General features: G+C 36.0%; 31 protein-coding genes. 29 read left to right on the top strand and 2 right to left on the bottom strand.

Annotated elements, in window-relative coordinates; genetic code table 11:
• From HMPREF1125_RS11320 to mutS, 29 genes are all read left to right on the top strand, one after another.
• Positions 1–399 (top strand): LPXTG cell wall anchor domain-containing protein (locus HMPREF1125_RS11320; protein ID WP_000112760.1); only part of this gene is annotated, 399 nt, incomplete at its 5' end.
• Positions 400–493: 94 nt separating this feature from the next.
• Entirely contained in the window at positions 494–802 is a 309-nt protein-coding gene (locus HMPREF1125_RS11325; RefSeq protein WP_001062686.1) for a hypothetical protein, read from the top strand.
• Positions 803–825: 23 nt separating this feature from the next.
• Positions 826–1,254: a hypothetical protein gene (locus HMPREF1125_RS11330; protein ID WP_000885239.1), complete on the top strand. Its 429-nt coding sequence runs from the start codon at positions 826–828 to the stop codon at positions 1,252–1,254.
• Between the two features lie 19 nt (positions 1,255–1,273).
• On the top strand, positions 1,274–3,025 hold the full coding sequence (locus HMPREF1125_RS11335; protein ID WP_000051837.1) for an FtsK/SpoIIIE domain-containing protein: 1,752 nt from the start codon (positions 1,274–1,276) through the stop codon (positions 3,023–3,025).
• A gap of 261 nt (positions 3,026–3,286) precedes the next feature.
• The gene (locus HMPREF1125_RS11340) at positions 3,287–4,504 is read left to right on the top strand and encodes a replication initiation factor domain-containing protein (protein ID WP_000393995.1); all 1,218 of its coding nucleotides are present in this window, start codon (positions 3,287–3,289) and stop codon (positions 4,502–4,504) included.
• Positions 4,473–4,727 (top strand): hypothetical protein, encoded by a 255-nt coding sequence (locus tag HMPREF1125_RS11345; protein ID WP_001233548.1) that lies wholly within the window; start codon positions 4,473–4,475, stop codon positions 4,725–4,727. The genes HMPREF1125_RS11340 and HMPREF1125_RS11345 overlap by 32 nt, the downstream gene beginning before the upstream one ends.
• 11 nt (positions 4,728–4,738) lie before the next feature.
• Positions 4,739–4,912 carry a hypothetical protein gene (locus HMPREF1125_RS12840; protein ID WP_002883399.1) on the top strand — a complete coding sequence of 58 codons (174 nt, stop codon included), beginning with the start codon at positions 4,739–4,741 and terminating at the stop codon, positions 4,910–4,912.
• A gap of 30 nt (positions 4,913–4,942) precedes the next feature.
• The gene (locus HMPREF1125_RS11350; protein WP_000038252.1) at positions 4,943–5,275 is read left to right on the top strand and encodes a hypothetical protein; all 333 of its coding nucleotides are present in this window, start codon (positions 4,943–4,945) and stop codon (positions 5,273–5,275) included.
• Between the two features lie 238 nt (positions 5,276–5,513).
• Complete coding sequence (locus HMPREF1125_RS11355) at positions 5,514–5,786, top strand: hypothetical protein (protein ID WP_001207844.1); 273 nt, start codon at positions 5,514–5,516, stop codon at positions 5,784–5,786.
• Positions 5,787–5,842: 56 nt separating this feature from the next.
• Positions 5,843–6,211 (top strand): hypothetical protein, encoded by a 369-nt coding sequence (locus HMPREF1125_RS11360; protein WP_000025029.1) that lies wholly within the window; start codon positions 5,843–5,845, stop codon positions 6,209–6,211.
• Between the two features lie 17 nt (positions 6,212–6,228).
• Positions 6,229–6,441, top strand: coding sequence for a hypothetical protein (locus tag HMPREF1125_RS11365; RefSeq protein ID WP_000157343.1), 213 nt, complete (start codon positions 6,229–6,231; stop codon positions 6,439–6,441).
• Positions 6,442–6,457: 16 nt separating this feature from the next.
• Positions 6,458–6,925, top strand: coding sequence for an antirestriction protein ArdA (locus tag HMPREF1125_RS11370; protein WP_000423967.1), 468 nt, complete (start codon positions 6,458–6,460; stop codon positions 6,923–6,925).
• Complete coding sequence (locus HMPREF1125_RS11375) at positions 6,922–7,395, top strand: hypothetical protein (protein ID WP_000561369.1); 474 nt, start codon at positions 6,922–6,924, stop codon at positions 7,393–7,395. Before HMPREF1125_RS11370 ends, HMPREF1125_RS11375 begins: the two co-directional genes overlap by 4 nt.
• Before the next feature lie 43 nt (positions 7,396–7,438).
• Positions 7,439–8,395: a conjugal transfer protein gene (locus tag HMPREF1125_RS11380; protein WP_000617915.1), complete on the top strand. Its 957-nt coding sequence runs from the start codon at positions 7,439–7,441 to the stop codon at positions 8,393–8,395.
• A gap of 14 nt (positions 8,396–8,409) precedes the next feature.
• Positions 8,410–8,628, top strand: coding sequence for a TcpD family membrane protein (locus HMPREF1125_RS11385; RefSeq protein WP_000007733.1), 219 nt, complete (start codon positions 8,410–8,412; stop codon positions 8,626–8,628).
• Between the two features lie 4 nt (positions 8,629–8,632).
• Complete coding sequence (locus HMPREF1125_RS11390; RefSeq protein WP_000409921.1) at positions 8,633–9,025, top strand: TcpE family conjugal transfer membrane protein; 393 nt, start codon at positions 8,633–8,635, stop codon at positions 9,023–9,025.
• Positions 9,009–11,516, top strand: a complete 2,508-nt coding sequence (locus HMPREF1125_RS11395; RefSeq protein ID WP_000406899.1) for an ATP-binding protein — start codon at positions 9,009–9,011, stop codon at positions 11,514–11,516. Before HMPREF1125_RS11390 ends, HMPREF1125_RS11395 begins: the two co-directional genes overlap by 17 nt.
• Positions 11,517–11,529: 13 nt before the next feature.
• Positions 11,530–13,674 (top strand): hypothetical protein, encoded by a 2,145-nt coding sequence (locus HMPREF1125_RS11400; protein ID WP_000727608.1) that lies wholly within the window; start codon positions 11,530–11,532, stop codon positions 13,672–13,674.
• Entirely contained in the window at positions 13,675–14,772 is a 1,098-nt protein-coding gene (locus tag HMPREF1125_RS11405) for a phage tail tip lysozyme (RefSeq protein WP_000753655.1), read from the top strand.
• 16 nt (positions 14,773–14,788) lie between these two features.
• A complete protein-coding gene (locus HMPREF1125_RS11410) occupies positions 14,789–15,616 on the top strand; it encodes an LPXTG cell wall anchor domain-containing protein (RefSeq protein ID WP_001035741.1) in 828 nt (275 codons plus the stop codon).
• Positions 15,617–15,626: 10 nt separating this feature from the next.
• Entirely contained in the window at positions 15,627–16,454 is an 828-nt protein-coding gene (locus tag HMPREF1125_RS11415) for a hypothetical protein (RefSeq protein WP_000657487.1), read from the top strand.
• Positions 16,455–16,499: 45 nt separating this feature from the next.
• Entirely contained in the window at positions 16,500–16,817 is a 318-nt protein-coding gene (locus HMPREF1125_RS11420; RefSeq protein WP_000373069.1) for a hypothetical protein, read from the top strand.
• Positions 16,818–16,875: 58 nt separating this feature from the next.
• Entirely contained in the window at positions 16,876–17,403 is a 528-nt protein-coding gene (locus tag HMPREF1125_RS11425) for a hypothetical protein (protein ID WP_002883387.1), read from the top strand.
• A gap of 59 nt (positions 17,404–17,462) precedes the next feature.
• On the top strand, positions 17,463–17,714 hold the full coding sequence (locus HMPREF1125_RS11430) for a hypothetical protein (RefSeq protein ID WP_000588740.1): 252 nt from the start codon (positions 17,463–17,465) through the stop codon (positions 17,712–17,714).
• Positions 17,707–17,952, top strand: a complete 246-nt coding sequence (locus tag HMPREF1125_RS11435; protein ID WP_001127470.1) for a DUF4160 domain-containing protein — start codon at positions 17,707–17,709, stop codon at positions 17,950–17,952. Before HMPREF1125_RS11430 ends, HMPREF1125_RS11435 begins: the two co-directional genes overlap by 8 nt.
• A gap of 149 nt (positions 17,953–18,101) precedes the next feature.
• On the top strand, positions 18,102–18,329 hold the full coding sequence (locus HMPREF1125_RS0102540) for a hypothetical protein (RefSeq protein WP_000413840.1): 228 nt from the start codon (positions 18,102–18,104) through the stop codon (positions 18,327–18,329).
• A 64-nt stretch (positions 18,330–18,393) separates the two neighbouring features.
• Complete coding sequence (locus HMPREF1125_RS11440; protein WP_000466067.1) at positions 18,394–19,533, top strand: tyrosine-type recombinase/integrase; 1,140 nt, start codon at positions 18,394–18,396, stop codon at positions 19,531–19,533.
• A 190-nt stretch (positions 19,534–19,723) separates the two neighbouring features.
• The gene (argR, locus tag HMPREF1125_RS11445) at positions 19,724–20,170 is read left to right on the top strand and encodes an arginine repressor (RefSeq protein ID WP_001231483.1); all 447 of its coding nucleotides are present in this window, start codon (positions 19,724–19,726) and stop codon (positions 20,168–20,170) included.
• A gap of 50 nt (positions 20,171–20,220) precedes the next feature.
• Positions 20,221–22,755, top strand: coding sequence for a DNA mismatch repair protein MutS (mutS, locus tag HMPREF1125_RS11450; protein ID WP_000179919.1), 2,535 nt, complete (start codon positions 20,221–20,223; stop codon positions 22,753–22,755).
• A gap of 40 nt (positions 22,756–22,795) precedes the next feature.
• Here the strand turns inward: mutS and HMPREF1125_RS11455 are convergent, their stop codons facing one another.
• Both HMPREF1125_RS11455 and HMPREF1125_RS11460 read right to left on the bottom strand, forming a co-directional pair.
• On the bottom strand, positions 22,796–23,254 hold the full coding sequence (locus tag HMPREF1125_RS11455; protein WP_000743966.1) for a DUF3021 domain-containing protein: 459 nt from the start codon (positions 23,252–23,254) through the stop codon (positions 22,796–22,798).
• On the bottom strand, positions 23,251–23,691 hold the full coding sequence (locus HMPREF1125_RS11460) for a LytTR family DNA-binding domain-containing protein (protein WP_000861953.1): 441 nt from the start codon (positions 23,689–23,691) through the stop codon (positions 23,251–23,253). Before HMPREF1125_RS11460 ends, HMPREF1125_RS11455 begins: the two co-directional genes overlap by 4 nt.
• Positions 23,692–23,746: the final 55 nt, after the last annotated feature.

The following is a 23,746-nucleotide window of genomic DNA, read 5'->3' on the forward strand; positions in this document are numbered from 1 at the left end:
GACCAAAGTACAAACTCTGACTTTATCAAGAAGATTGTTAAAGTAACATGGAACGAAAAAGACGGTAAGTGGGCTTACACTATTGACAAAGAGTTCTTGAACTCTCTAGGTGTTAAAGGTACGTTTGACGCCGATTTCTTTGTTGAAGTTCAGCGAATCTTTAGTGGAGAAGTTGAGAACACATTTGTAAATGTTGTCAATAGTCAGGGAATGGAAGCTAAGGTAGTGACTCATACGCCTCAGCAACCAGCTCCAGAAGAACCACGTAAACCACAACCGCAACCGCAACCATCGCTTCCAAATACAGGAGAGGCTTCTAGTGTGTTTGGATCTGTTGGTATTGGTATCTTGTCAATGCTTGCTTTATTTGGCTTGAAGCGTAAGAAAGAAGTAGAATAAAATAGTTTAATGTGTTGTAAAAGGTGGTAGAGTAACAGGAACTACCACCTTTTTATTTTTGAAAAAAATGTAAATAGAAAAGGAAATTGAAAAAATGGCAAAAATTAAAAAAATCCCTGTTGGGTTGGAAGCGATTGGTACAAAAGTAGTAGTGAATCCGAAGTATCGTGAAGTTGTAAGTGGAAATGGTGAAAACTTTGTTCCGTTTCGTGAATTTGAAGTTTCAGGTGATCAGCAGAACAGTGTTACTATTCGTGTCTATGGACTTGGAAATTCAGATACTCCAAAAACAAAAGGTTTGACAATGGTCAAGTCTGCTAGTGGACTTAACTTTGTAACTCGATTGGTTGGTCGTAAAGAAGAAGTTCAATTTGAAGCAAGTGAATTGCGATTTGAAAAATAATTAGAAGATAGGAGAAAAAAGTAATGGCTTTTAATATTCGTAAGTTTAACAATGTAAAAATTCCTGTGAATGTGAAGGAAAAATTCGGTACGCTTACTTTTCTTGGTTTTGATGAAAACTGGAAAATGGTAGAAGGTAATCAAGTTGATTATCCTACGCATGCAGAGGTTTTTTCTGATAAAATGCAGGAAACGATTGCTGTCAAATTGGAAGAAGGGATTGTTATTGAAGAAATTCCTTTCATGTCTGAAGTTGAAATTGTTGGTGATGCTACAATTTGGATTTATGACTATGAAGATACGGTTTACCGTGGGAATAACAATGTATCTGAAATCAAGGCGCTTGCTTTCTCATTGCGTGCTGAAAGTGTTAAGCGTGTAGGTTTTGGTCAACCAAAACAAGAACAGAAGCAGGAACAAAAACCTGAGCAAAAACAAGAGCATAAAGGATAATTTTTAAAGGAGAAGAGATATGAGCTTATTTCCTGCTTATCGTGGAATTAAGATTAAACCTTATATGGTGAATCTAAGATACTATATCTTTTCTTTTTTCTTTTTGTTGTTTAGTCCTATACTAGCTTTATTTATTTATTCTCACTTTGAGAAAATAAGGGCTGTAGATATTTTCTCGATTGTTGTTTCAGTAGTTATGCTGATTTTGATAGTTGGTGTGAGTGTCTATTTGACTTGGTTATCACAAGAAAGAGTATTCCTCTTTCAAAAGATAGAAAGACTTGCTAAACTAGCCTTTTTTCTAAAAGAGAATGGATATACCTATACCAAAAAGGTTAAAACCGAATCAGGAACAGTTGATAAGGTTACGTTTCCAGTGGTTTATTTGAAACAGAATCGGTATGATTTGGAAGTTGCCTTTAAAATGGCTGGAAATAAGTTTCAGGATAAGTTCAAGAAGATTGGTAGTGATTTAGAAACTACTTTCTTTATGGACTTTATGGAAGTTCAGGACGATATTAAGTTTAAGACCTATAAGATGGCTTATTCTGCTTTCTTGAATCGAATCAAGGTAACTGATGTGGAGTATTCAGATAAGGGTATTCAACTTATGAAAAATCTATATTGGAATCCTATTGACGATCCTCATTTACTTGTTTGTGGTGGTACTGGTGGTGGTAAGACGGTATTACTAAGAACATTGATTCGTGCTATGGCTAAGGTTGGAGTGGTGGATATTTGCGATCCAAAACAAGCTGACTTTGTTACTATGTCGGAGCAGAAAGCCTTTGAAGGTCGTATTTCATATCAGGTTGAAGATATTGTTTCAATGATTGAAAGGGCTGTTCAAATTATGTTTGCTCGCTATGCTTATATGCGAGAAAAACGTGAAGAAAATGGCGACAAGGATTTGAAGAAGTTCTATGAGTATGGTCTTGAACCTTATTTTTTGGTCTGTGATGAATACAATGCTTTGTGTGCTATGCTTGATTTTCAAACTAGACAGCGTTTGGATAATGCGATGGGTCAATTCTTATTACTTGGAAGGCAAGCTGGTTGCTTTGCGGTTATAGCTATGCAGAAGCCTTCAAGAGAAGATTTAGGCTCAAAATTACAAGCGAATATCAATTTCCGAATTTCTGTTGGTCGATTGGATGAGGTTGGATATGACTTAGCCTTTGGAGAAGTCAATAGAAATAAGGAATTTAAGTATGTGAAATATCTAGCTGGTAAACGAGTTTATGGTCGTGGGTATGCTAGTGTATATGGAGAAGTTGCAAGAGAATTTTATTCTCCTTTGTTAGAAAAGGGATTCTCCTTTACTGATGAATATGAGATGATTGAGCGACGAGGAAATCCTTTCAATCCTTTGGAAAATCCGAAAGCTGAATTGTCAGAAGAAGAAAAAGAAAATCTTCAAGCTGAGATGGAAGTACAAGAGGAATTGGAAAAAGGAGAAGTTAAGAAGGCAAGTCCTGAACTTGTTCAAGATTTAATATCTAGCAGGCGACAAAAAGAAGAAGGAAATCTTGGTGATCTAAAAAAGGCAAGTGATTTTTCTAGGTCAATCAATGTTAGCTTTGCTTCTGTTCAAAATCTTTTGAAGAAGTTAGAAGAAAAGGAAAAATTGGTTGTTCTGAGAGAAGATGGTATTTTGTACTTGGATAAAAAACAGATGTCTTTGGTCAAAGATTTGTTTGAATTAAAAGAAATTTCTAGTCAAAACTGGAATGAAATTATAGATGATTTCCCTTTTGAGGAATATGAGTGATGGAAAGAGGGTTTATGCTCTCTTTTTCCTTTTTTATGTGCTAGTTGGTACAATCCAGCTTGCTAGTAGCTAGTAGCAGGAGCGAGGAAGCGAGTGCGACGAGCGACTGCGGTCACTAGCGGTCACTAGCAGGCTGGATTGTGCGAATTAACCCCCTATGACTAATAGGGGGGTAGAAGATGTGCGTAGAAGCATAAAGCCTTGATAATACTGAATTTTTGGGCTTAAAAAATGCAACACTATTGAAAAGTAAGGAGAAATATGGAATTTGAGAATCTAAACAAGGTACAAAAGATGTACGCTTTTTCAGATCAGGAAATGTCTAATTATTTAGAAATAGATAGAGCAACATTGTATAGATGGAAAGAAGCTGGTGAGATTCCTGAGTCTTATGACTCTAAAGTGAATGCGTTGATAGCTTTTAAGGAAGGTGTGCGAGATAGTGGATTTTCCTTGGAAGGAAAAGTTGACTATGTGAAGGTTACGTTTAAAACACAAGATTATATAGAGGTGATAGCTAAAGTATTGTGCCTTCAAAATAAGCCATTTCTTGAAGAAGAAAAGGGTGGTTCAGGATATGATACAAAATATACTTTTCAAAATATCAATCTTTTCATTTCAAAGAAAAGGGAAGATATGGGCTGTATGATTGAGTTAAAAGGTCAAGCATGCAGACAGTATGAGTGGTATTTTGAGAATGAGCAGAAGTCAAGCTGGAGAGATTTCTTTATTCGTTGTTTCGAGTATGAACGTGCCATTTCACAAGGTGAAGGGAAATTCATGAATATTCCTCGGCTTGATATTGCGCTAGATGAAAAGTATAACGAAAATGGAAATTTTGAACTTGGTAAGCTGGTTGACCTTTGGGATAGTGGTTTGGTTGAAAGTCGATTGACAATGAAGCAGATTGAAGATAATGGTCAATATGGAAAAGCAAAAACGATTTACTTTGGCTCTCGTCAGTCTGCTTATCATTTCTGTTTTTATCAAAAAGATATTGAGCAGGCAAAGAAGCTGGGACTTGATATAGATTTGATACATTCGTCATTGAAATTCAAAAATCGTTATGAAGTAAGAATGTGTGATGATGTCGCTTTGGACTTTGTTAGAAAATCCTTGAATGAAAAAATTGATATGGCTAGACTTGCTGTTTGGGTGATTAACAGTAAGATAAAAGTATTTGAAAGATTGAATGGAGATAAGGTTCTGAATCGTGAGTGGTATTCACTTCTAGGTGAAGTTGATAGAATTGGTTTTTCAACCTCACCTGTAGAAACTGGATTCTTTGACAAACAGTATAGATGGCTGAATGAAAATGTTTCAGGTGTGACTGCTTTGATAAAAAAGTGGGAGAATATCACTGGTGATAATAAGCTAAAGAAAATTCTCTTTGATGGAGAAATAAGTGATAAAAATTGGAAAAAATTGGAGCAAGCGAGGGTAGCTTATGAGAAAAGTATACAAGAAAGTAGGTACTGATTCTGTAGTAGTAAATAACAGTAACTTGGTATGTTCAACTGATCGTGGGTTAAAATCAATTAGTCACTATTTACCTTCTTTTGAAGGAAATGAAAATTTAACAGTTATACCTATAGAATCTGAGCGAATGTTTTTGCCTTACTTTAAAGACTACGTGATTGATTGGCTAAGAATGCCTGATGAAGTGAATGCGATTCTTGATATTAAGAAAAAGGCAGATTGAGAGGTCGTTATATGAGAAATAAAAAGAAAAAGTTTATTCCTAGTTTATTAACTAAAAAAATAATGGAAGATGTAAAAGCTAAAAAGATAGATTTCATTATTGATTTAATTATTGCAGGAATTATATTTTATATTATTCATAGCATTGTTACTGGTTTGTGGGTGTTATTAAAAATTAGGTATTAAGAAGTGATGTTTTAAAGTAGAGGTTTAGTTATGAGTAAGAAAAAAATCACTGATGAAAAATTGAGAAAGTTAGTTTTTTTAATTCCTGCTCGTTATTTCTATGAAGGAGTTGTGACAAGTGATAAAGCTAGAAATTATCAAGATTATATAGACTTTCAATGTCAAACTTATAGAAAAACTAAAAGTCGTAAAGATTGGCAAGAGGTAAAAAGACTTACTAAAGAGTATGAGGATTTTCTAGCAAACGAAGTAGATATTAAGAGAAAGTTGCTGCTTTTTGGGTTGATGAAACGTGATCAGAAAGAAAGACAAAGTGTGTATTTGTTGCTGGTTAAGAAATATCATTTAGAAAGATGGGTTTGAAAATGGGTAAAATTGTTAAGATGATTTTTAAAATCATAAAATATCTGATTTTAAACTCTATTTTAGGATTGGTTGTATCTGTTCTTTTTTATGTACTGCTAGGGAGTGTGAATTTTTCTATTATGATATTTATGGTGTTTTTTATAGGAGGGTTAGTTTTTGAATGAAAGTTAAAAAACGTTCACCAGCTTAGTTGCTGGATAATGAAAAAATATAAAGAAAAATGAGGTATAAAAAAATGGCATTACAAGGAAAAGATAAACAAGTTATTGAATTGTCGAACGAACTTGCAAAAAAATTGAAGTCAAAAGAATTTGATTTAGCGTGGAAGCATGCTGGTGAATTGAGTTCGCTTCTTAAAAATGATGAAGAATTACAACTACCGTATCAAGTTATTGAGTGTATCAAACGTGATTTGAATAGTTACTATGATATGAACAAGCAACTTAACAAGGTAACAACTCGTGCCTTTGCGATTGGTTCTAGTTTTGAGCGTTCAGCTTCAATTTAATTAAAATGGTGAAGGAAGTCAAAAATGACTTCCTTTTTTGTTTGGAAGGAGAAATAATGAGTATTAAAGTTATTTATGATAGCTATTCTGATGTTTGTAAAGATTATGCTTATGGGAAAAAGTTGCTTGATGAACCTCAGAAAATTATTGAACGTTTAGATGAATATTTTGACGGTTTGGAGTTTGGACAATTTGATAAGTGCAATCCTGACAATGTGTATGTCAATTCGTTTACAGAAGTTGATACGCAGGAAGCATTGATTGATTTTGCAGGTATTTTGAATCATGGAGAATATGAGCAGTTAGTCAATGAAGATCGTTTGTCTGCTTATGTAGAAGAACACGAAGAAGAAATTGCTAGTCGTTTAGGAGATTCCTATGTTTTTCTCGGTCATGAGGGCGATAGTTGGTATTTCCTGCAATAAAGATTGGTTGGTACTGAATGGCTTCAAAGGTATTGATTAAGAATCCAAAGAATGTAAGGCAGGCTTGGTTTAGCTTGCCTTTATATTTTGGAAGATTATCTCATATTGGTTTGACTGGCTCTTATGATGAACAGATTGAAATTGTTGATTATGAGGGTTCAGCATTTATTGGTTATGGTCTATTTAGTGTTGCTGATTTGGAACAGTTAAATAGACAGGTGGAAGGTTGATTAAGGAAGGAGAAAAATGGAATTAACAGCTTTGATTATGGATAATCGGACAAAGAAAGTAAAACAATTTTCTTTGCCTGTTGAACTTGAATATGTAGCTTCTGAATTTGGATATGATGTAGAAGATGTTTCTACAACGATTCAATCTATTGAAGAATTGCCTGATTTAGAAGTTGAAAGAAGTCCTTTATTTGTGTTTAATGAACTTGCTGAAAATTTGAAAGATGTAGACAAAGATTTGGTTCTATCCTATATTGAATCACAAAGTTCCAACGTATCAGATTTGTTAAAATTTAACTTTCATGATTGTAGTTTATATTCTGATATTACTACGGATCATGAGTTGGGGGCATATATGGTAGCGAATAATGGCTTTGATTTAGGATTGATATTGAAATATTTAGACTATGAAAAGTATGGTCGAGATGTTCGTTTGGGAGAAGGTGGTAGCTTTGTAGATAAAGGTTACTTTGTTTCAAGATGATAGCAAATATAAGAGTTTTAAGAGAAGGAAATTTTGAATTTCTCTGTGAACTGGATATTATGAAATACAGTCAAGATCAAGTTCTTGAAAGAATGAATGAAAGAGGAATTGATAGAGATAGCTTTTTCATTTGTGGAATTACGGATTGGGAAGTTGATAAAATCATGTCGCTGGACGAAGTTTACTTGCTGAAGAAAGCAGTATTGGAATTGTATGATGGTGATGAATACATTGTGAAATTTCAATTACAGCGTTATGTGCCTGTAACTAAAATTGTGACTACATATTATAGATTTTGTTCTAAAGATGAAGCGCAAACTTTCTTTGAAGTAACAAAAGAGTTAGATTATCAATCTGTTGTAAATTATATCTGTGAGACTGGAAGTTGGATAGTAGCATTTCAGGGATTTGTGGATCAAGGAGAAATTTTAAATACTCCCCAAGGATTTTATAGAAAAATTGTTCTTTAATTTTAAAAAAAGGAAGGAAGAAAATTGAGGTAATCTATTTGAAATGATAAGAGGATTTAAAAAAAGAGAAAAAAATCAAGAAAGGTTAAAGAAACTTTCTGATAAGAAAGTATACACTCCTAAGAAAATCAATCAAAAGGGTGCGAATTTAGTTTTTGGCTCTTTATTGATTGGTTTTGTAGTTTTTGTGGGTGCTACTGGAGTTTTATCAATTAAGAATATATCTAAAGTGAAGGAATTTGAAAAGAATCAGATTGCTAAAGTAGATAATAGTGAAATTGATAGACGGTTGGAGCAATTTTTGGATAGTTATGTAAGCTATTATTTTACTTATAAGGCAGGTGAGAAGGATAGTGAAGAAAACGCAAAGCGTTTGAATGAATTCTATGGAACACCGCCTAGTGTTAAAAATCAAGGGCAATCAAAACAAGATATGACTATTGTAAGTGGTCGTTTGCTGATGGCGAAAGATGGAGTTGCAGTTTATGCAGTGACTTATGATACAAAGGTTGATAACAAGGTTCAACGTGTATCAATCGAGTTTTCAATTCCATACGTTGAAAAAGACGGTCGCTATTATGTTGATGGTTTGCCTTGGTTTGCTCCTGTTACGGATTTTAAGAGTCAGGAGATTGACAAAGAAAAACAACTGATTTTGACGGCAAATGATGGTCTGAGTGAAAATGATAGAAAAGATTTGGTTGCTTTTATTGAATTGTTTTTCAAGAATTATACAAGCAGTCAATCGAATCTTGACTTGATCTCAAAAAATATCAAAACAATTGGTGGAGCAACTGTTAAAAGCATTGATTATACCTATTTTGTAAAAGGTGGTGATAAGACACTAGCTTATGTACAAGTTACCTTTGATATTTTGGGTACAAGTCATAGTGAGAATTTTTCTTTCGAGTTGAGGAAAGATAAAGATAGTTATTTTGTAGATAAAATGGAGCATCAGATTCCATTTGATTATGCGAAGAAGGATAAAAAAGAAAATTAAGGAGAATGAGATAAATGAGTTTTTTTCAGTATTTAGTTGATAAGTTGGGTGTTCCTTTGATTGGATTGTTTGTATTTAGTAAAGCGATTCGAGCTTGGAGGGAAGGAAAGACTTGGGGAATTTTGGTAGCTATTTTGACGGGTGCCCTAATTTTATGGTTCTTGTTAAGTCCAGAAACTGTATTGAAAGCCCCTGCGACTTTATTTAATAAATTGTTAGAAGTTTTCAAGTAAGCCTATGGAAAAAGAAGAGAAACAATTATTTTCGTATAAGCGTGGTTTTGACCAGCCTATATTCGTAAAAGAATTATCGGATAATTTTAGTTTACCTTTTGCGGTTGAGATGTCGACTTTATTGTATTTTGTCTTTTTTACTCCGATTTTCTTTTTTATTTTGATGTCAGTAGGTTTTCTTGAGTGGGGTTGGTGCTTAGTTATTGGTTCTGCTTTAGGCTGGCAATTGGGGAAAATTCTGACTAATAATAAAATCGATGGTAAAACGGTAGTGATTTATCTTCGTGATTACATTTTTTATTTTTGGCATCATGGAAGATACGGTAAAAAGTATTATATAAATAAAGGTAAACGATACGTAAAAATAGAAAGGATTTATCGTGGAAATTACGAGTAATTACTGGGACTTTGCGGATAGTTTGATATTACGTAAAAATGGTGGTGTTTTTGCAGTTTTTGAAGTTCCTAGTGAGGTTTTAGTTACGATAGACAAGAGGGGACGTGAGCGGTTTAAACAAACCGCTTTTTCAGCTTTTAGTAAACTATCGGTTTATGGTGATTTTGAATTGCATACGATTCCTATTCCAATAGATTTGTATGAGCGATTTGAACTCTTGCGCCAAGATATTGACCAAGATAGCGGTACAGCGCCTTTAGCAAATTTGATGATGGATAGTCTGCAAGAAAAGATTGAAGATGAGATTGAGTTTTTGTTTGAGTACAAGCATTATATTTCTATTCCATTGAAATCAAACAATATCAGTCCAGACTTAGTTTCGACTTTAAAAGACAGCATGTCTTTCTACAAAAAAGAAACGTTGAAGTTGTTGGGGCTGGGTGAATTACCTCCTTTAAATTGGTATGAGGATTGGCAATTAAAAAAGAATGCTTTAAAAAGTGCCTTGCATCAATTGAGAGTTCGTGAAGTTGAAAAAACGGAGTTGGAGTTTTTAGCTCGTTTACAATTCTTACGAGGTCAATTTTATGACAAGGAAACAGAAGTAGATGCAATTAAGAATTGTATCGATAATATCGATGATACAAATATTTATTTTGAAGATCACAAAGTGTTGCGATTGGAGAATAAAGATGATGATAATTTGGTCGCTTGTTTTCCAATTGTGGACTATCCTCAAAATGTATCTTCTATTCATCTACAAGAAGAATTGCAGTTGCTAGATTTTCCTGTAGAAAGTATCTATAAAGTTGCGTTCTCGGCAGATAAGGGTGTTTCTTCTTCTAAAAAGAAAGCAAGAAACAAACGTAAAAATTTGGGGAATGTGGTTGCTGAAATTGAGGAAGATGGTGATATTCAACGTTTGGAAGTGTTGGAAGCTCATCAAATGTTAGTTGACTATCAAGAAAAGGTTGAAAGTAAAGAAAAAATGGTTGAATTTCTCCATTTCTTGGTTGTGACTGGTGATGATGAAGATGAGATTGAGGAAAGATATGATATTTTAAGTAAGCTTATAGCTGACTTGGAAGGTTCTCTTGCAAGAGGTTATGCCGATAGGTTGTATCTTTTCTATAAAGGTCGCTTCACAGAATTGTTGGATAAAAAGCGTGAAAGTTATGTGCAATATACTTCTTTGGAAGGTTTCTGTCAGAATATGTTTTTTGTCACAAAAGAAGTAGGAAACAAGGTTGGCTTCCCCATTGGTCGAATAGATAATGAGATTGCGAGCTGGGGAGGTGACTTTGAGGCAGCTTTACAAGCAAGTAATCGTCTAGTCTTTTCAAACTTGCTTCAGGCGAATAAAATGGGGATTAAGGATAAGATTACCAATAATCCTCATGTTGCTATTACTGGAGCGACTGGAAATGGAAAATCGTATCTAACAAAATTGTTGTTTACCTTGAATAGTTTCTTGAAAATCAAGTCTGTTTATATTGACCCTAAAGCGGAAATGCGAAGTCAGTATATGAAGATTTTGAAGGAGTATGAGGAACAGAATATTTATGAAGAAGTTCAGGAGTATATCAAATCAATTCACTTTGTAACCTTGGATATGAAGGAAGATAGAAATATTGGAGTGCTAGATCCATTTGCTTATATTGACGAAAAGACAACGTTGACAGAAATTGCTTCAGTTTTGATCTCAACCGTGTTAGACAAAGAGGATTCTAAGAAATTGAAATCTTACTTGTTGGAAAATATTGACAAGGTTTGGGATAGGAAACAAAATGGAGAAACGGTTGGAATGTTACATCTGTTTAAGACTTTTGAAGAAGAAAAAGACGAAGATGTAGTACGAATTGGTCGTTATTTGTCAAAAATGGGCGAAAACACCTTGTTGAAACTGTGCTTCTCTGATGGCTCTAATAAGTCTTTGCAGTTGGACAATAAGATTACGATTTTTGAAATCGCTGGCTTGGATATGCCTAAGACTTCTAAGTATGAGGATATGACAGATACTCAATTACGGAGTCTTGCGGTTATGTACGGTTTAACGTTTTTCTGTGCTGATTTTGGAGAAAGAGATAGAACACAAGAAACCTTGTTGTATGTGGACGAGGCTTGGCAAATTTTGTTGACACCTGTGGGTCGTCAATTGTTAGCGAGAATCAAGCGTACAGGTCGTTCGTTTAATAATTTCTTGGTTTTGGTAACTCAGTCTGTAAAAGATGTTTCAACTGAAGATGATGGTACAGGCTTTGGTACAGTCTTTGCTTTCTCAGAAGATAGTGAGACGTCTTCGATTTTGGAACATCTTAAAATCAAAGAAGATGACTTGTCTAAGGCATGGGTTGAAAATCAGACAATGGGTCAATGTATCTTCTCGGACGTTTTTGGTCGAAGAGAAAGAATTACAGTGGATGGTACGATATATGATTCGATAACTCCATTGTATGCGACGGTTACAACGAATCTGAAGTCTACAGGTTAGTAAAGGAGAAAAGATGAAGAAGAAACTAGCTCTGTTTGTTTTTTTACTCTCTATTCTCTTTCCTTTGTTGGCTTTCGCAGATATAGGAACAGTTTCGCTTCCGAATGGTACATTATCTGAAACTCCAGCATTTGTAAAGGATAAATCTTCTTCGACAAGCTCATCTAGTTCTAGTGATGGCTTAACGCTTCCCAATAGCGGTAATACAGGTGCAAGTTCTAGTATTGTTAAGCCTAGTTCATCTGAAAATAAAGATCCTTTGGAAAAAATTGCTGATGATACATTGAAAAGAAGTTCGGATGTTGTCGGTGCAAATGCCAATCAAGGTGTTGCTGATAGTGTTAAGGAAACTCAAAGGAAGCAAGAAGAAGAAAAGAAAAAGGAGGAAGAGGAAGAAAAAGCCAATACAAAATTAAGTTATGCCAATTTTAAGACAAAAATGAAACGCTTGACCAGCTATGCCTATTTTGACAAAGGTCTGTTTGGTCTTGGCGAGGTCGGAAATTACTGGATAAACAAAGTCGTTCAAGCTATTTTCTGGTTCTCTAAATTCTTGTTTGGAATCATCGTAAGTCTAGTATCTGCAGTTGAAAAAATGACGGATGTATCGCCTTTCTTGAACAAGGTTGTAGAAATGGCAAGTGCTGTTTTCTCTGTTTTGTTTGGAACAACGACAAAATATATCGCAGGTGTCTTTATGGCTGTCTATATTCTATCTGTTTGGGTTAAAGGCGGACAAGTTTTCAAAACGGCTTTGAAACTTGGCTTGGTCTTTGCGGTTGTTGGTGGTTTTTTCACCAAAATTTCAATCAATGGCAGTCCTGAGCGTTATCTTCCTATTCATCTATATAATGTCACGGATGAGATTACAAAAGAATTTCAGACGGAGATTGTGAAAAAGGTGGGGACTGTAGATACGTCAATGGCTGAAAGCTATTTTAACTCAACGATTATCCCTGCTTATAAAAACATGAACTCAAAAAAAGATAGTGAGGGAAATTATTATCTTTCGGAGGAAGACTTCCAAGATTTGACCAATTATCAGGAAGGGAAAGGAAATTTCAAGTTATCGGATAAAGAAATTAAAGCCCTGACCAAAAAGAATGACAAAAACGAAACAGAAGATGTCAAAGGTCAAAATTTGGTTGATGAATGGTCTGATAAGTTCACTTATGCTTTTACCTCGATTTTTGATGTCGTTGTGGTCGGTGTTGTGTATCTTTCAATGGGTCTAGGTCGAGTAGTGATTTTGCTTTCCTATGCAGTATTGTTATTGATTTTACCATTTGCTTTAATTTTGAGCCTGTTTCCACAATTTAGTCATTATTTTGGTGGCATTTCTAAAAAAGGAATCTCCTTCTTGTTGATTTCGTCTGCTATTAGTCTGGCAAGCGTTATTGTTCCGATTATTTATGGAAATATGTCAAGTTTCATAGAAGATTTTGGCGGAGGACCTGGTCTTGTAGCAACGTTTTTGAAATGTATTGTGATTTGGTGGCTATTTAAGAATAGACACAACCTGCTATCCTTTATGAATGGAAAGGGGAATCCTCTTTCTAGTTTGACAAGAGGTCGATTAGGTCGTCTAGGAAATGGAATGAACTTGCAAAGGGCAAAAACATTTGCGACGAAGGTTGGAGATAGAGTTCCTAACCGAGTAAAATCCTTGGCAAGAATCACTAAAAATAATGCTCAAAGATGGGTCGGTGACAAGGCAAAACCCTTGAAAAACTGGAATGAAAATCGCTTGGAAAAAAGAAGCAATCTAGCCAAAATGGAAATTCCACAAAACGATGACTATATGGCTCGTAAGATAAAACGTGCTAAAAAAGTTGAATGGAGAAAGGCACATAGACGAGAAATGCTTGACCGAGCTAAGATGAAGGTTGAGTATTTCAAAAACTATGGAGAAAAGGATAAAAATAAGCGAAGTGTAAATAAAGAAAATTACGAGACTTTACAAAATAGAGTCCGTGAAAGCATGTATAGAAAGCAGGAAATTAAAGGCTATACACCAAATGCAAGAAAATTTGAAAATGGTGTATGGAAAGAAACGGCTGATTTGCCATCCTTGAAACGCTTGGAACGCAAAGAAAGAATCCGCAAACTACAAAGGAAAAAAGGTAGACTTGGTTTACAAGAAAGGTTAGCTACGTAGATGAAAAAGACTAGACGAACCTTTGCCCTGCTTGGCTTCTTTCTACCTTTGCTTTCTTTTCTGTTTTTGATGCTTCTTCTTGGTGGACTGATTACGAGTTCTGCTGGTGGTTCGTCAGGAAGTACGACTGGAAAGAGAACACGTCTAACAGCGCAAGAAGTGGCTCAAAAAGCTAATATTTCTGTTGAAAGGGCAGAAGATGTCATTAAGATTCTAAACTGGCAACTCTCTAAAGAGAAATTCACTTTAGAGGGTTCTAGTGGTTCTCTTGCCAATGCAGAAAGAGAAAGTGACTTTGATCCAAAACTAACGAATCCGTCAGGAGGTGTAGCTGGTTATTTTCAATGGTCAGGCTGGGATAATACTATCAATGGTGATCGCTGGAGAAATGCAAGTTCTCGAACGTTAGATAGTACAGTTCAACTGGAATTGATGTCCTATGAGTTGAATCATGGCTATAAAAAAGTCAAGGACTATATGCAGAAGGCGACTGATCCTTTTGAAAGTGCTAAGTATTGGTCAGAACATTATGAGGGTGTATTGCTTTCAGATGGTCAGACTAAGCTAGAAAAACTGGAGAAGGATAGCAAGAAGTGGTATGAAGTCTTTAAGGGTACGATCGAATCGGATGGCTCGTCAAGTGGGAATGCAATAGCTGGTAGCTTAGATATTGCTCCTGGAGCTGTTGCGATGGAGATACCGAACGGCTACTCCATTGACAAGGAAATTACCAAGGAAGGTTATATCACTCAATCCTATCCTTATGGAGAATGTACTTGGTATGTTTTCAATCGTGCGAAAGAATTTGGAATACAGTTTGATCCATACATGGGAAATGGTCAAGATTGGGCGCATAAGTCAGGATATGAAGTCACGAATACTCCGACAAAGCACTCAGCAGTAAGTTTTCAAGGAAGGCAGGCAGGTGGTCATGAAACGTATGGTCACGTTGCCTTTGTTGAAGATGTCAAAGATGATGGATCTATTCTGATTTCAGAATGTAATTTTGTTCAAAGTGGGCAAGGTACTGGAATCACAGATTATCGTGTATTTAGTGCTGAAGAAGCAAGAAATTTTTATTATGTAATTGGAAAATAGAAAAAGAGGAAGAAATATGAATAAGAAATTAGTAACATTGTTTTCAGTAGTTATTTTGAGTTCTGCAACGACGACTTTTGCAGATACACTTTCACTTGGTGGTGATAGTAAGGTCGCAAATGATACGACAAGTATTGTAGCGACTCCGCCTACAGAAACAAAACCGACGGAGGAGAAACCAAAGGAAGACAAGTCTTCAACGGTTGTGATTGGTGGTGAAAGCGAGAAGCCTATTGATGATAAAACAGGTGGTATTGTTGTAACACCTACGGAAAAAGAAAAGTCAGTAGAAGCGCCTACAGAACAACCAGCGCCTAAAGTGAATGATAATTTGAATTTGGGTGGTGATTCTGAGAAACAGCAGGAGAAGGACAATAAAGGCATTGTGGTTGATTCACCTACTCCATCAGAACAGCCGAAGGAAGAAAAGCAAAAAGAGGAGCAGTCAAAGACTGAGCCTGAAAAGGAAGATACTCCTGAAATCAAGGAACAGAAACAAAAGGCAGAAGAAAATGTTGGAGTAAAAGAACAAGATACTCCGCAGTCATTGAATGTGACCAAAGAAGAAATTAAGGAAACTCCGATTGAAACCAATACAGGTCATACAGTTGTATCTACGAATCAAGGGAAAGTAGTAGTAGAAACAGAAGAAGGCGATTATCAAGAAAAAGAACCTTATGAAATTGGCGCTGTGAAACAGCAAGATGGAACAATCGCTTTGAAAGATAAAGAAGGACAGCTAAAAGTTCTTCCGAATACTGGAACAGCAAGTACAATCTTTGCGACAATTTGGGGATTGCTTGGACTAGTTGCGACAGTCTGGGGTCGAGTTAAATTGAATTAAAGGAGATAGTATGAAAGAGTTTTTTAGAATTTTGAAAGAATCAGATAAGTTGGGATATAAATTATCTGCAATTTGTGGAGTAAATTGGCTGGTTGGTCAGTTGTTTAAATGGCAATCTTTAGTTTTTGAAATGATAGCGTGTGCTGTTCTGATTAAAGAAATTTCAGCAATACTTGATATTGGTTCAAATTATTTAGGATTTTTAATGGTTATTTTTATCTTATCTGTTCCTTTTTCAAAATTGCGTTTTGGTTTTGAGAGATTCATTTATTTATTTTTTGAAAGTATTGTGTTGGCTTTGATTTTTTCAATCGCAGTGGATTTTCCATTTCAAGAGAATGAATCTTCATTATGGATTTTAATGGCTCTTTTTGGCATTGGTATTTGTCAGTTTATGAAGTGGTTTCAAACAAAACTATTTCAACGATATTTATTTAAAAATGTCTTAAATAAGGAATATCTTGGTATTAAGAAGGCGACTGATCCTTTTCCTCCTGAAATCAATTTCTATGTAGATGCTGATGAAAGCGATGTTGAGAAGCGAATGATTATGATTAATCAACGTGCAGTAAAAGAGGCTTATCAAGAAATCGTAGAATTAAGTTTTTTGAATTTTGAAAGATTTACTGGTGTTGCTTATTTTAGAGAATCGTTGAGTGGTTTTGAAGCTCCCTTGAAAAAGAAATTTTCAGATGTAGATGAAGTGTCTCATTTAGTGTTTAGAGTATATCCTTTTGGAAAAGAATTAGATCTTTATTTCAAATTGATTCGATTAGATTTAAGTCGAAGAAAGGCTTTTACAGTGAAAGGTGTGAAAGTAAGTTTAGTAGATAATTAAGGTAGGGGCAACCCTGCCTTTTTTTGTTGTTTTAAGGAGAAGAAAATGGATCAAGTAGAATTGTTGAAAATGTATGCTGTAAGATTAGCTCAGAGATTAGGAGATAATCAAAAGTGTTTGGAATTTACAGCTAGTCGTGATACTGGTTATGGTATTGAAACGATGACGGCTGAGGTTAGTGAATATGGGAAAAATGTCAGGGTTATTTATTCTTATGAAGGATGTCACGCCAACCAAAAATTACCAAAAAGAAATTATGCTAGTGTTTCTGTATTGGTTGAGGAATGTTATTCTTTTGATTTCACTAGAGGAGTAGCTTATACTTATTTTCCTGATATAGAAAAATTGTTAGAACAGTTATAACATAATTGAAAATGTGATAAGATAGAAAGGAGAAAAAATGATAGGAGATTATTCAATTATGGATTGGGTTACATTGGGTGGAATTTTGACAACGGTAGCTTCGTTGGTAGGTATTGCTATTAAGTTAGCTAGAGATAATAGTGGTCTTAAAGCTGAAATGAAGGCATTGTCAAAAGAACGTGAAATGGAACACGAGAGGTTGTCTAAGGAACATGATGGTTTATACAAAGATCATCTGTCTATTAAAGATGATACAAGATATATTTCTGATGAAATGAAATATGAGAAAATGGCTAGGAAAAATCTGTATAAAAACAGTACAAAAGCTAAAGAAATCTTGGAAACAATGGATTTGATGAAAGAAGTTGTATTACAAAATTCAAGATTGACGGAAGAAGTTACGAGATTGAAATTTGAGAATCAAGAACTATCTAAGCCTAAGCAAAATAATGAACTAGACAAGGTGTTGCGTATTTTAGGAAGGATAGAAGGTCAGTTGGCTTCTCTTGAGGGTTATCGTGGTACAGAAGAAGTACAAGTAGTTTTGAAACGTGTTGAAAGTGAATTGTTGGAATTGAATAATTAGTGTAAGTGACAATTTTAGAAAAAGTGATATAATAAAAGAAAGTGAAAGGAGAAGGAATCATGATTAAAGAGTTTGGTGTTACAAATTTAGAAGTAACCAAAGAAGATATTTCTAAAAATCCTAACAATCCTATTCTGCGTATGTATGATGATGAAGAATTGATTGGAACATTTAGTATTCGTACTGGTGAAGTCTTAGAGGATTTTGACTTGGCAGATTATGATATTCGATTTGCCCAAAAACAAATTGAGTTAAATCGTGATAACTACCTTGAAACGTGGAAGGACTACGTGGGGTTATTACATGCCTAAGTATTCTTTCTTAAAGTATGGTATTGAGATTCGTCCGAATGAACATAACCATAAAGGTCAGATGGCTCATATTCATATTTATATTCATGGCGAAGAAGTTGGTTCAATGTTTTTGAATGGTGAACTTCGAGATGGGAAACTAAAGTCAAAGGATATGAAAATAATAAGACAGTATGTTTTAGAAAATGCAGATGAACTTCAGGCATTATGGAATGAATACCAAAAAAGTGCATATTAAAGAACAAGTCAGAAATGGCTTGTTTTTTTTATAAAAAAATAGTGAACATAAAGAAACCAGGATATGGCTTAAAGTTCGGATATAAGATCGAAAGAGTCAACCAGGTATCAAGATTTTGTTCGGGAATTGTATTTTCGAGGAGAAAAAAAGTGGAAAAATTATATAATAATTATCCTGATATTTGTGTGTCAAAGAAGGATTTAAAAGCAAATTATTTTCCTTCGATTAGTATTAAAACTATTGAAAGACGATTAGACGAAAGTCAAAAGACGAAAGAATTTAAAGATATATCTTTTAGGACAGGACAAAAAGTATTGATTAATGTGAGAGGATTTTATCTATTTCTTTTGCATAGAGAGAGAGTTAGATATATTTGATTTGAAAAAATGATATACTATAGTTATTGACTAGAGATATACTCATTTTTAAAAGGAGTATAAAATGTTTTTTAGAGAATTGGAGAATGGAAAATATAGATATTATGAAAAATATTTTGATTTAGAAGAGAATAAGTGGAAACAAGTTTCTATAACTTTAACTTCTAAGACAAGGCAAGCTCAGAAACAAGCAAGAATTTTGCTGGGTGAGAAAATAGAAAAAAAGAGGGAGAAAATAGAAAAGAAGAAGGAGGTAGTTAGGGATATTACAGTTAAACAAGCCTATGAAGAGTATTTGAAGATTCGTGAAACAGAATTAAAAAGAAGTACGTTTAGGTCTCAGAAATATACTATTATAGGTGAAGTCAGAAAGTTAGAGAATTACTTATTAGTAGATGTGACAAGTCATATAGTTCAGAATATATTGTTGGAGCTGGAATGTTCTGCAGTTCATAGAAAAAATAAGAAAGTTTTATTGAATCTGTTTTTTAAGTATTGTTTAGATATTGGTTATATAATGGAGAATCCTGTTGAAAAGGTTGTTTTACCAAAAAGAAAAAAGAATGTAAAAGAGATTAGGAGAAAACAAAATAAGTATCTAACAAGGGTTCAAATGTTTCAGTATTTGAATTTTTTAGAAAAGGAAGAAAAAAATCAGCGAGTGCGTTTAATTGTTGAATTCATGTATTTGACAGGCTTGCGGTTTGGAGAAGTCTTGGCTTTGACTATAGACGATATTGATTTTGAGAATAAAACGTTAGAAGTCAAACATACATTGCATACAAATGGAAGTAAGGCTGAGATATTTTTAGATAGTCCTAAAAGCTTAGCTTCTTATCGAGTTGTTGGTATTAGTAATCGAGTAGTAAGCATTCTAAAAGAGTATCTTCTTTTAGAAAGTGAAGGAAGATTCATATTTACGAAAAATGGAGCTCCTTTTATGATTACAGGGTTTAATAACTTTTTAAAAAGTAGTTTTAAAAAAAGTAAAATTGAAAAAGAAGAAGATTTTGTATTAACTACTCATGTTTTTAGGCATTCTCATATTAGCTTACTTGCAGAATTAGAAGTTCCGATTAAAGCAATTATGGAGCGAGTTGGTCATACGAACGAGAAAATGACTTTGGGAGTTTACACTCATGTTACTGAGAAAATGAAATCAAATATAACCGAAAAACTGGATAAATTGGATTTAGAAGACTAACCAAAAAGTAACCAAAAAATGGCTGGAAGTGATTAAAACTGTCTATAATGTTTGAGGTAAGAATTTTTGAAAATAGTCTTTCTGTCTATAATTGACGGTATTTGTCTAGTTTTTATTGGTGGAAAATGTTATAATAGTAGTTATAAAATAAATGTAAAATTTGTTATAAATATTCACTTAAGAGGATGATATGAGAAAAAGAGAACGGCATCAATTGATTAAAAAGATGATCACCGAAGAAAAACTTGGGACACAAAAAGAGATTCAAGATCGTTTAGAAGCTCGTAATGTTTATGTGACACAAACGACTTTGTCGCGTGATTTGCGTGAAATCGGCTTGACCAAGGTTAAGAAAAATGATATGGTGTATTATGTACTAGCAAATGAGACAGATAAGATTGATTTAGTTGAGTTTTTGTCTCATCATTTAGAAGGAGTTGCAAGAGCTGAGTTCACCTTGGTACTTCATACCAAACTTGGGGAAGCTGCAGTCTTAGCAAACATTGTAGATGCAAACAAGGATGAATGGATTTTAGGAACGGTTGCTGGTGCTAATACCTTATTGGTTATTTGTCGAGACCAGCACGTTGCCAAGCTGATGGAAGATCGTTTGCTAGATTTGATGAAAGATAAATAAGGTCTTGGGAGTTGCTCTCAAGACTTATTTTTAGCAAGGAGAGACGGAAAATGGCAACAGAAAAGCTATCACCCGGCATGCAGCAGTATGTGGATATTAAGAAACAATACCCAGATGCTTTTTTGCTTTTTCGAATGGGTGATTTTTACGAGTTGTTCTATGAAGATGCAATTAATGCAGCACAGATTTTGGAAATTTCCTTAACAAGTCGGAATAAAAATGCAGAAAATCCGATACCCATGGCGGGCGTCCCCTATCATTCTGCCCAGCAGTATATCGATGTTCTGATTGAACAGGGTTATAAAGTTGCTATAGCCGAACAGATGGAAGATCCCAAACAAGCGGTTGGTGTTGTCAAGCGAGAGGTGGTCCAGGTCATCACACCTGGAACGGTCGTTGATAGCAGTAAGCCAGACAGTCAGAACAATTTCTTGGTTGCTATAGACCGTGATGGCAGTCAATTTGGCCTGGCTTATATGGACCTAGTGACGGGTGACTTCTATGTGACGGGGCTATTGGATTTCACGTTGGTTTGTGGGGAAATTCGCAATCTCAAAGCCCGAGAAGTGGTGCTGGGTTATGACTTGTCTGAGGAAGAAGAACAAATCCTCAGTCGCCAGATGAATCTGGTACTTTCCTATGAGAAGGAAGTCTTTGAGGACCTTCATTTACTGGATTCAAGATTAGCAGCTGTGGAGCAAGCGGCATCTAGTAAGCTGCTCCAGTATGTTCACCGGACCCAGATGCGGGAATTGAACCACCTCAAACCAGTTATCCGTTATGAAATCAAAGATTTCTTACAGATGGACTATGCGACCAAGGCTAGTCTGGATTTGGTTGAGAATGCCCGTTCAGGCAAGAAGCAAGGCAGTCTTTTCTGGCTTTTAGATGAAACTAAAACAGCTATGGGAATGCGGCTCTTGCGTTCTTGGATTCATCGTCCTTTGATTGATAAGAAGCGAATCGTCCAACGTCAAGACGTGGTGCAGGTCTTTCTTGACCACTTCTTTGAGCGCAGTGATTTAACGGACAGTCTCAAGGGTGTTTATGACATCGAACGTTTGGCTAGTCGGGTTTCTTTTGGCAAGACCAATCCCAAGGATCTCTTGCAGTTGGCGACCACCTTATCCAGTGTGCCACGGATTCGAGCGATTTTAGAAGGCATGGAGCAGCCTGCTCTGGGCTATCTTATCGCACAGTTGGATGCCATTCCTGAGTTGGAGAGCTTGATTAGCGCAGCGATTGCTCCTGAAGCTCCTCACGTGATTACGGAAGGTGGCATTATCCGTACGGGATTTGATGAGACTTTAGACAAGTACCGTCGTGTGCTCAGAGAAGGAACTAGCTGGATTGCTGAGATTGAGGCTAAGGAGAGAGAAAACTCTGGCATCAGCACGCTCAAGATCGACTACAATAAAAAGGACGGTTACTATTTCCATGTGACCAATTCGCAACTGGGAAATGTACCAGCCCACTTTTTCCGCAAGGCAACGCTGAAAAACTCAGAACGCTTTGGTACCGAAGAATTAGCCCGTATCGAGGGGGATATGCTGGAGGCGCGTGAAAAGTCAGCCAACCTAGAATATGAAATCTTTATGCGCATCCGTGAGGAAGTCAGCAAGTACATCCAGCGTTTGCAGGCTTTAGCCCAAGGAATTGCGACGGTTGATGTCTTGCAAAGTCTGGCGGTTGTGGCTGAAACCCAGCATTTGATTCGACCGGAGTTTGGAGACGATTCACAAATCGATATCCAGAAAGGGCGCCATGCTGTCGTCGAAAAGGTCATGGGAGCTCAGACCTACATTCCTAATACTATTCAGATGGCAGAAGATACCAGTATTCAGCTAATCACAGGGCCAAACATGAGTGGGAAGTCTACCTACATGCGTCAGTTAGCCATAACAGCGGTTATGGCCCAGATAGGCTCGTATGTGCCGGCAGAAAGTGCGCATTTGCCTATCTTCGATGCTATCTTTACCCGTATCGGAGCAGCAGATGACTTGGTTTCAGGTCAATCAACCTTCATGGTGGAGATGATGGAGGCCAATAATGCCATTTCGCATGCGACCAAGGATTCCTTGATTCTCTTTGATGAGTTAGGACGGGGAACTGCGACTTATGACGGGATGGCTCTTGCCCAGTCCATCATCGAATACATTCATGAACATATCGGAGCCAAAACCCTCTTTGCGACTCACTATCATGAGTTGACCAGTCTGGGGTCTAGCCTGGAACACTTGGTCAATGTTCACGTGGCAACCTTAGAACAGGATGGACAAGTCACCTTCCTTCATAAGATCGAACCAGGTCCAGCTGACAAATCCTACGGTATCCATGTTGCTAAGATTGCTGGCTTACCAGCAGAACTTTTAGCAAGGGCGGATAAGATTTTGACACAACTGGAGAGTCAAGGGACGGAAAGTCCTGCTCCCATGAGACAAACAAGTGCTGTCACAGAGCAGATGTCACTCTTTGATGCGCCTGAAGAACATCCTATCCTAGCAGAATTAGCTAAACTGGATGTGTACAATATGACACCTATGCAGGCTATGAATGTCTTAGTCGAGCTCAAACAAAAATTATAAAAAGAGCCCACTCATGCATTTGTGAGTGGGTTTTTCTCTATTACTTTTTATGGGCCAAGAGTTGATTGATGTGGTCTACTTTTTTTGCTTCTCTTTTATAGAGAATAATCCAGATGATGAGGTAGACGATCGCAAACTCTGGAATGAGCTGGAGATAGAAGATCCAGTGGAAGGGGAACCAACCAGCCAGAGTTGCCAGTGGGACAAAGCCAGCCAGCATGAGGAAGAAATGGGAAAGTGTGGCACGGAGCAGACTCCAGTCACGGCTGAATAAGCGGCTACCAAAGCTAAAGAGAACGCCGATAGCTGACCAGATTACCATACAGTAGAGCAAGACCAGAGCACCGTGAACCTGATGTTGAACCATTGCTTGGCCGATGAGAGAATCGGGACTCAGTGGGGCATAGGTATTTGGGGCATAAATGAGTGAAAAAAGGATAGAGAGGATGAGGCCGATAAGTACACCAGCGGCTGCATCGTGAAAGATTTGTTTTTTCATAGTTCTAATTTCTCCTTGATGGTTTTTAGGTAACGGCGTGAAGAGTAGGTGAAGCTTTCGTTTTTTAAGAAAATTTCAACCAGACCGTTGGGCGTGAGCTTGAGATGAGAGATGGAGTCGATATTGACGATTTCAGATTGGGAAATTTGGATAAAAGTTGTTGGTAGGATTTCAAGAACTTGATAGAGACGCAAATCAACGCTGTAGGTCTGACTGGCAGTTTCTGCTAGAACCTTTCGATTCTCGATATAGAAGCGCTGAATCTTGCCAATTTCAACTAGATAGACCTGATCATCAATCTTTCCTTTGATCGTTTCTTTTTGGTCAAGATTTTCAGCAAATTCGATGACTTTTTGGACTTTTTTGGTTTCTTGAGGTGCTTGGACAATCAGTTTTTCCTCCTCGTAAAACTCGCTAATCTGTAGTTCTACTTTCATAAATTTCTCTCCTTACATTTTCATACAAAATTGTGATTACTTCCTGTACACCTTT

Origin of the sequence: Streptococcus oralis SK304, assembly GCF_000287715.1 — a bacterium.
Classification (GTDB): Bacteria; Bacillota; Bacilli; order Lactobacillales; family Streptococcaceae; genus Streptococcus; species Streptococcus oralis_Y.

Coding starts and splice junctions, on each gene's coding strand:
- HMPREF1125_RS11325 (WP_001062686.1), top strand. CDS start 494: ATGGCAAAAATTAAAAAAATCCCTGTTGGGTTGGAAGCGATTGGTACA.
- HMPREF1125_RS11330 (WP_000885239.1), top strand. CDS start 826: ATGGCTTTTAATATTCGTAAGTTTAACAATGTAAAAATTCCTGTGAAT.
- HMPREF1125_RS11335 (WP_000051837.1), top strand. CDS start 1,274: ATGAGCTTATTTCCTGCTTATCGTGGAATTAAGATTAAACCTTATATG.
- HMPREF1125_RS11340 (WP_000393995.1), top strand. CDS start 3,287: ATGGAATTTGAGAATCTAAACAAGGTACAAAAGATGTACGCTTTTTCA.
- HMPREF1125_RS11345 (WP_001233548.1), top strand. CDS start 4,473: ATGAGAAAAGTATACAAGAAAGTAGGTACTGATTCTGTAGTAGTAAAT.
- HMPREF1125_RS12840 (WP_002883399.1), top strand. CDS start 4,739: ATGAGAAATAAAAAGAAAAAGTTTATTCCTAGTTTATTAACTAAAAAA.
- HMPREF1125_RS11350 (WP_000038252.1), top strand. CDS start 4,943: ATGAGTAAGAAAAAAATCACTGATGAAAAATTGAGAAAGTTAGTTTTT.
- HMPREF1125_RS11355 (WP_001207844.1), top strand. CDS start 5,514: ATGGCATTACAAGGAAAAGATAAACAAGTTATTGAATTGTCGAACGAA.
- HMPREF1125_RS11360 (WP_000025029.1), top strand. CDS start 5,843: ATGAGTATTAAAGTTATTTATGATAGCTATTCTGATGTTTGTAAAGAT.
- HMPREF1125_RS11365 (WP_000157343.1), top strand. CDS start 6,229: ATGGCTTCAAAGGTATTGATTAAGAATCCAAAGAATGTAAGGCAGGCT.
- HMPREF1125_RS11370 (WP_000423967.1), top strand. CDS start 6,458: ATGGAATTAACAGCTTTGATTATGGATAATCGGACAAAGAAAGTAAAA.
- HMPREF1125_RS11375 (WP_000561369.1), top strand. CDS start 6,922: ATGATAGCAAATATAAGAGTTTTAAGAGAAGGAAATTTTGAATTTCTC.
- HMPREF1125_RS11380 (WP_000617915.1), top strand. CDS start 7,439: ATGATAAGAGGATTTAAAAAAAGAGAAAAAAATCAAGAAAGGTTAAAG.
- HMPREF1125_RS11385 (WP_000007733.1), top strand. CDS start 8,410: ATGAGTTTTTTTCAGTATTTAGTTGATAAGTTGGGTGTTCCTTTGATT.
- HMPREF1125_RS11390 (WP_000409921.1), top strand. CDS start 8,633: ATGGAAAAAGAAGAGAAACAATTATTTTCGTATAAGCGTGGTTTTGAC.
- HMPREF1125_RS11400 (WP_000727608.1), top strand. CDS start 11,530: ATGAAGAAGAAACTAGCTCTGTTTGTTTTTTTACTCTCTATTCTCTTT.
- HMPREF1125_RS11405 (WP_000753655.1), top strand. CDS start 13,675: ATGAAAAAGACTAGACGAACCTTTGCCCTGCTTGGCTTCTTTCTACCT.
- HMPREF1125_RS11410 (WP_001035741.1), top strand. CDS start 14,789: ATGAATAAGAAATTAGTAACATTGTTTTCAGTAGTTATTTTGAGTTCT.
- HMPREF1125_RS11415 (WP_000657487.1), top strand. CDS start 15,627: ATGAAAGAGTTTTTTAGAATTTTGAAAGAATCAGATAAGTTGGGATAT.
- HMPREF1125_RS11420 (WP_000373069.1), top strand. CDS start 16,500: ATGGATCAAGTAGAATTGTTGAAAATGTATGCTGTAAGATTAGCTCAG.
- HMPREF1125_RS11425 (WP_002883387.1), top strand. CDS start 16,876: ATGGATTGGGTTACATTGGGTGGAATTTTGACAACGGTAGCTTCGTTG.
- HMPREF1125_RS11430 (WP_000588740.1), top strand. CDS start 17,463: ATGATTAAAGAGTTTGGTGTTACAAATTTAGAAGTAACCAAAGAAGAT.
- HMPREF1125_RS11435 (WP_001127470.1), top strand. CDS start 17,707: ATGCCTAAGTATTCTTTCTTAAAGTATGGTATTGAGATTCGTCCGAAT.
- HMPREF1125_RS11440 (WP_000466067.1), top strand. CDS start 18,394: ATGTTTTTTAGAGAATTGGAGAATGGAAAATATAGATATTATGAAAAA.
- argR (WP_001231483.1), top strand. CDS start 19,724: ATGAGAAAAAGAGAACGGCATCAATTGATTAAAAAGATGATCACCGAA.
- mutS (WP_000179919.1), top strand. CDS start 20,221: ATGGCAACAGAAAAGCTATCACCCGGCATGCAGCAGTATGTGGATATT.
- HMPREF1125_RS11455 (WP_000743966.1), bottom strand. CDS start 23,254: ATGAAAAAACAAATCTTTCACGATGCAGCCGCTGGTGTACTTATCGGC.
- HMPREF1125_RS11460 (WP_000861953.1), bottom strand. CDS start 23,691: ATGAAAGTAGAACTACAGATTAGCGAGTTTTACGAGGAGGAAAAACTG.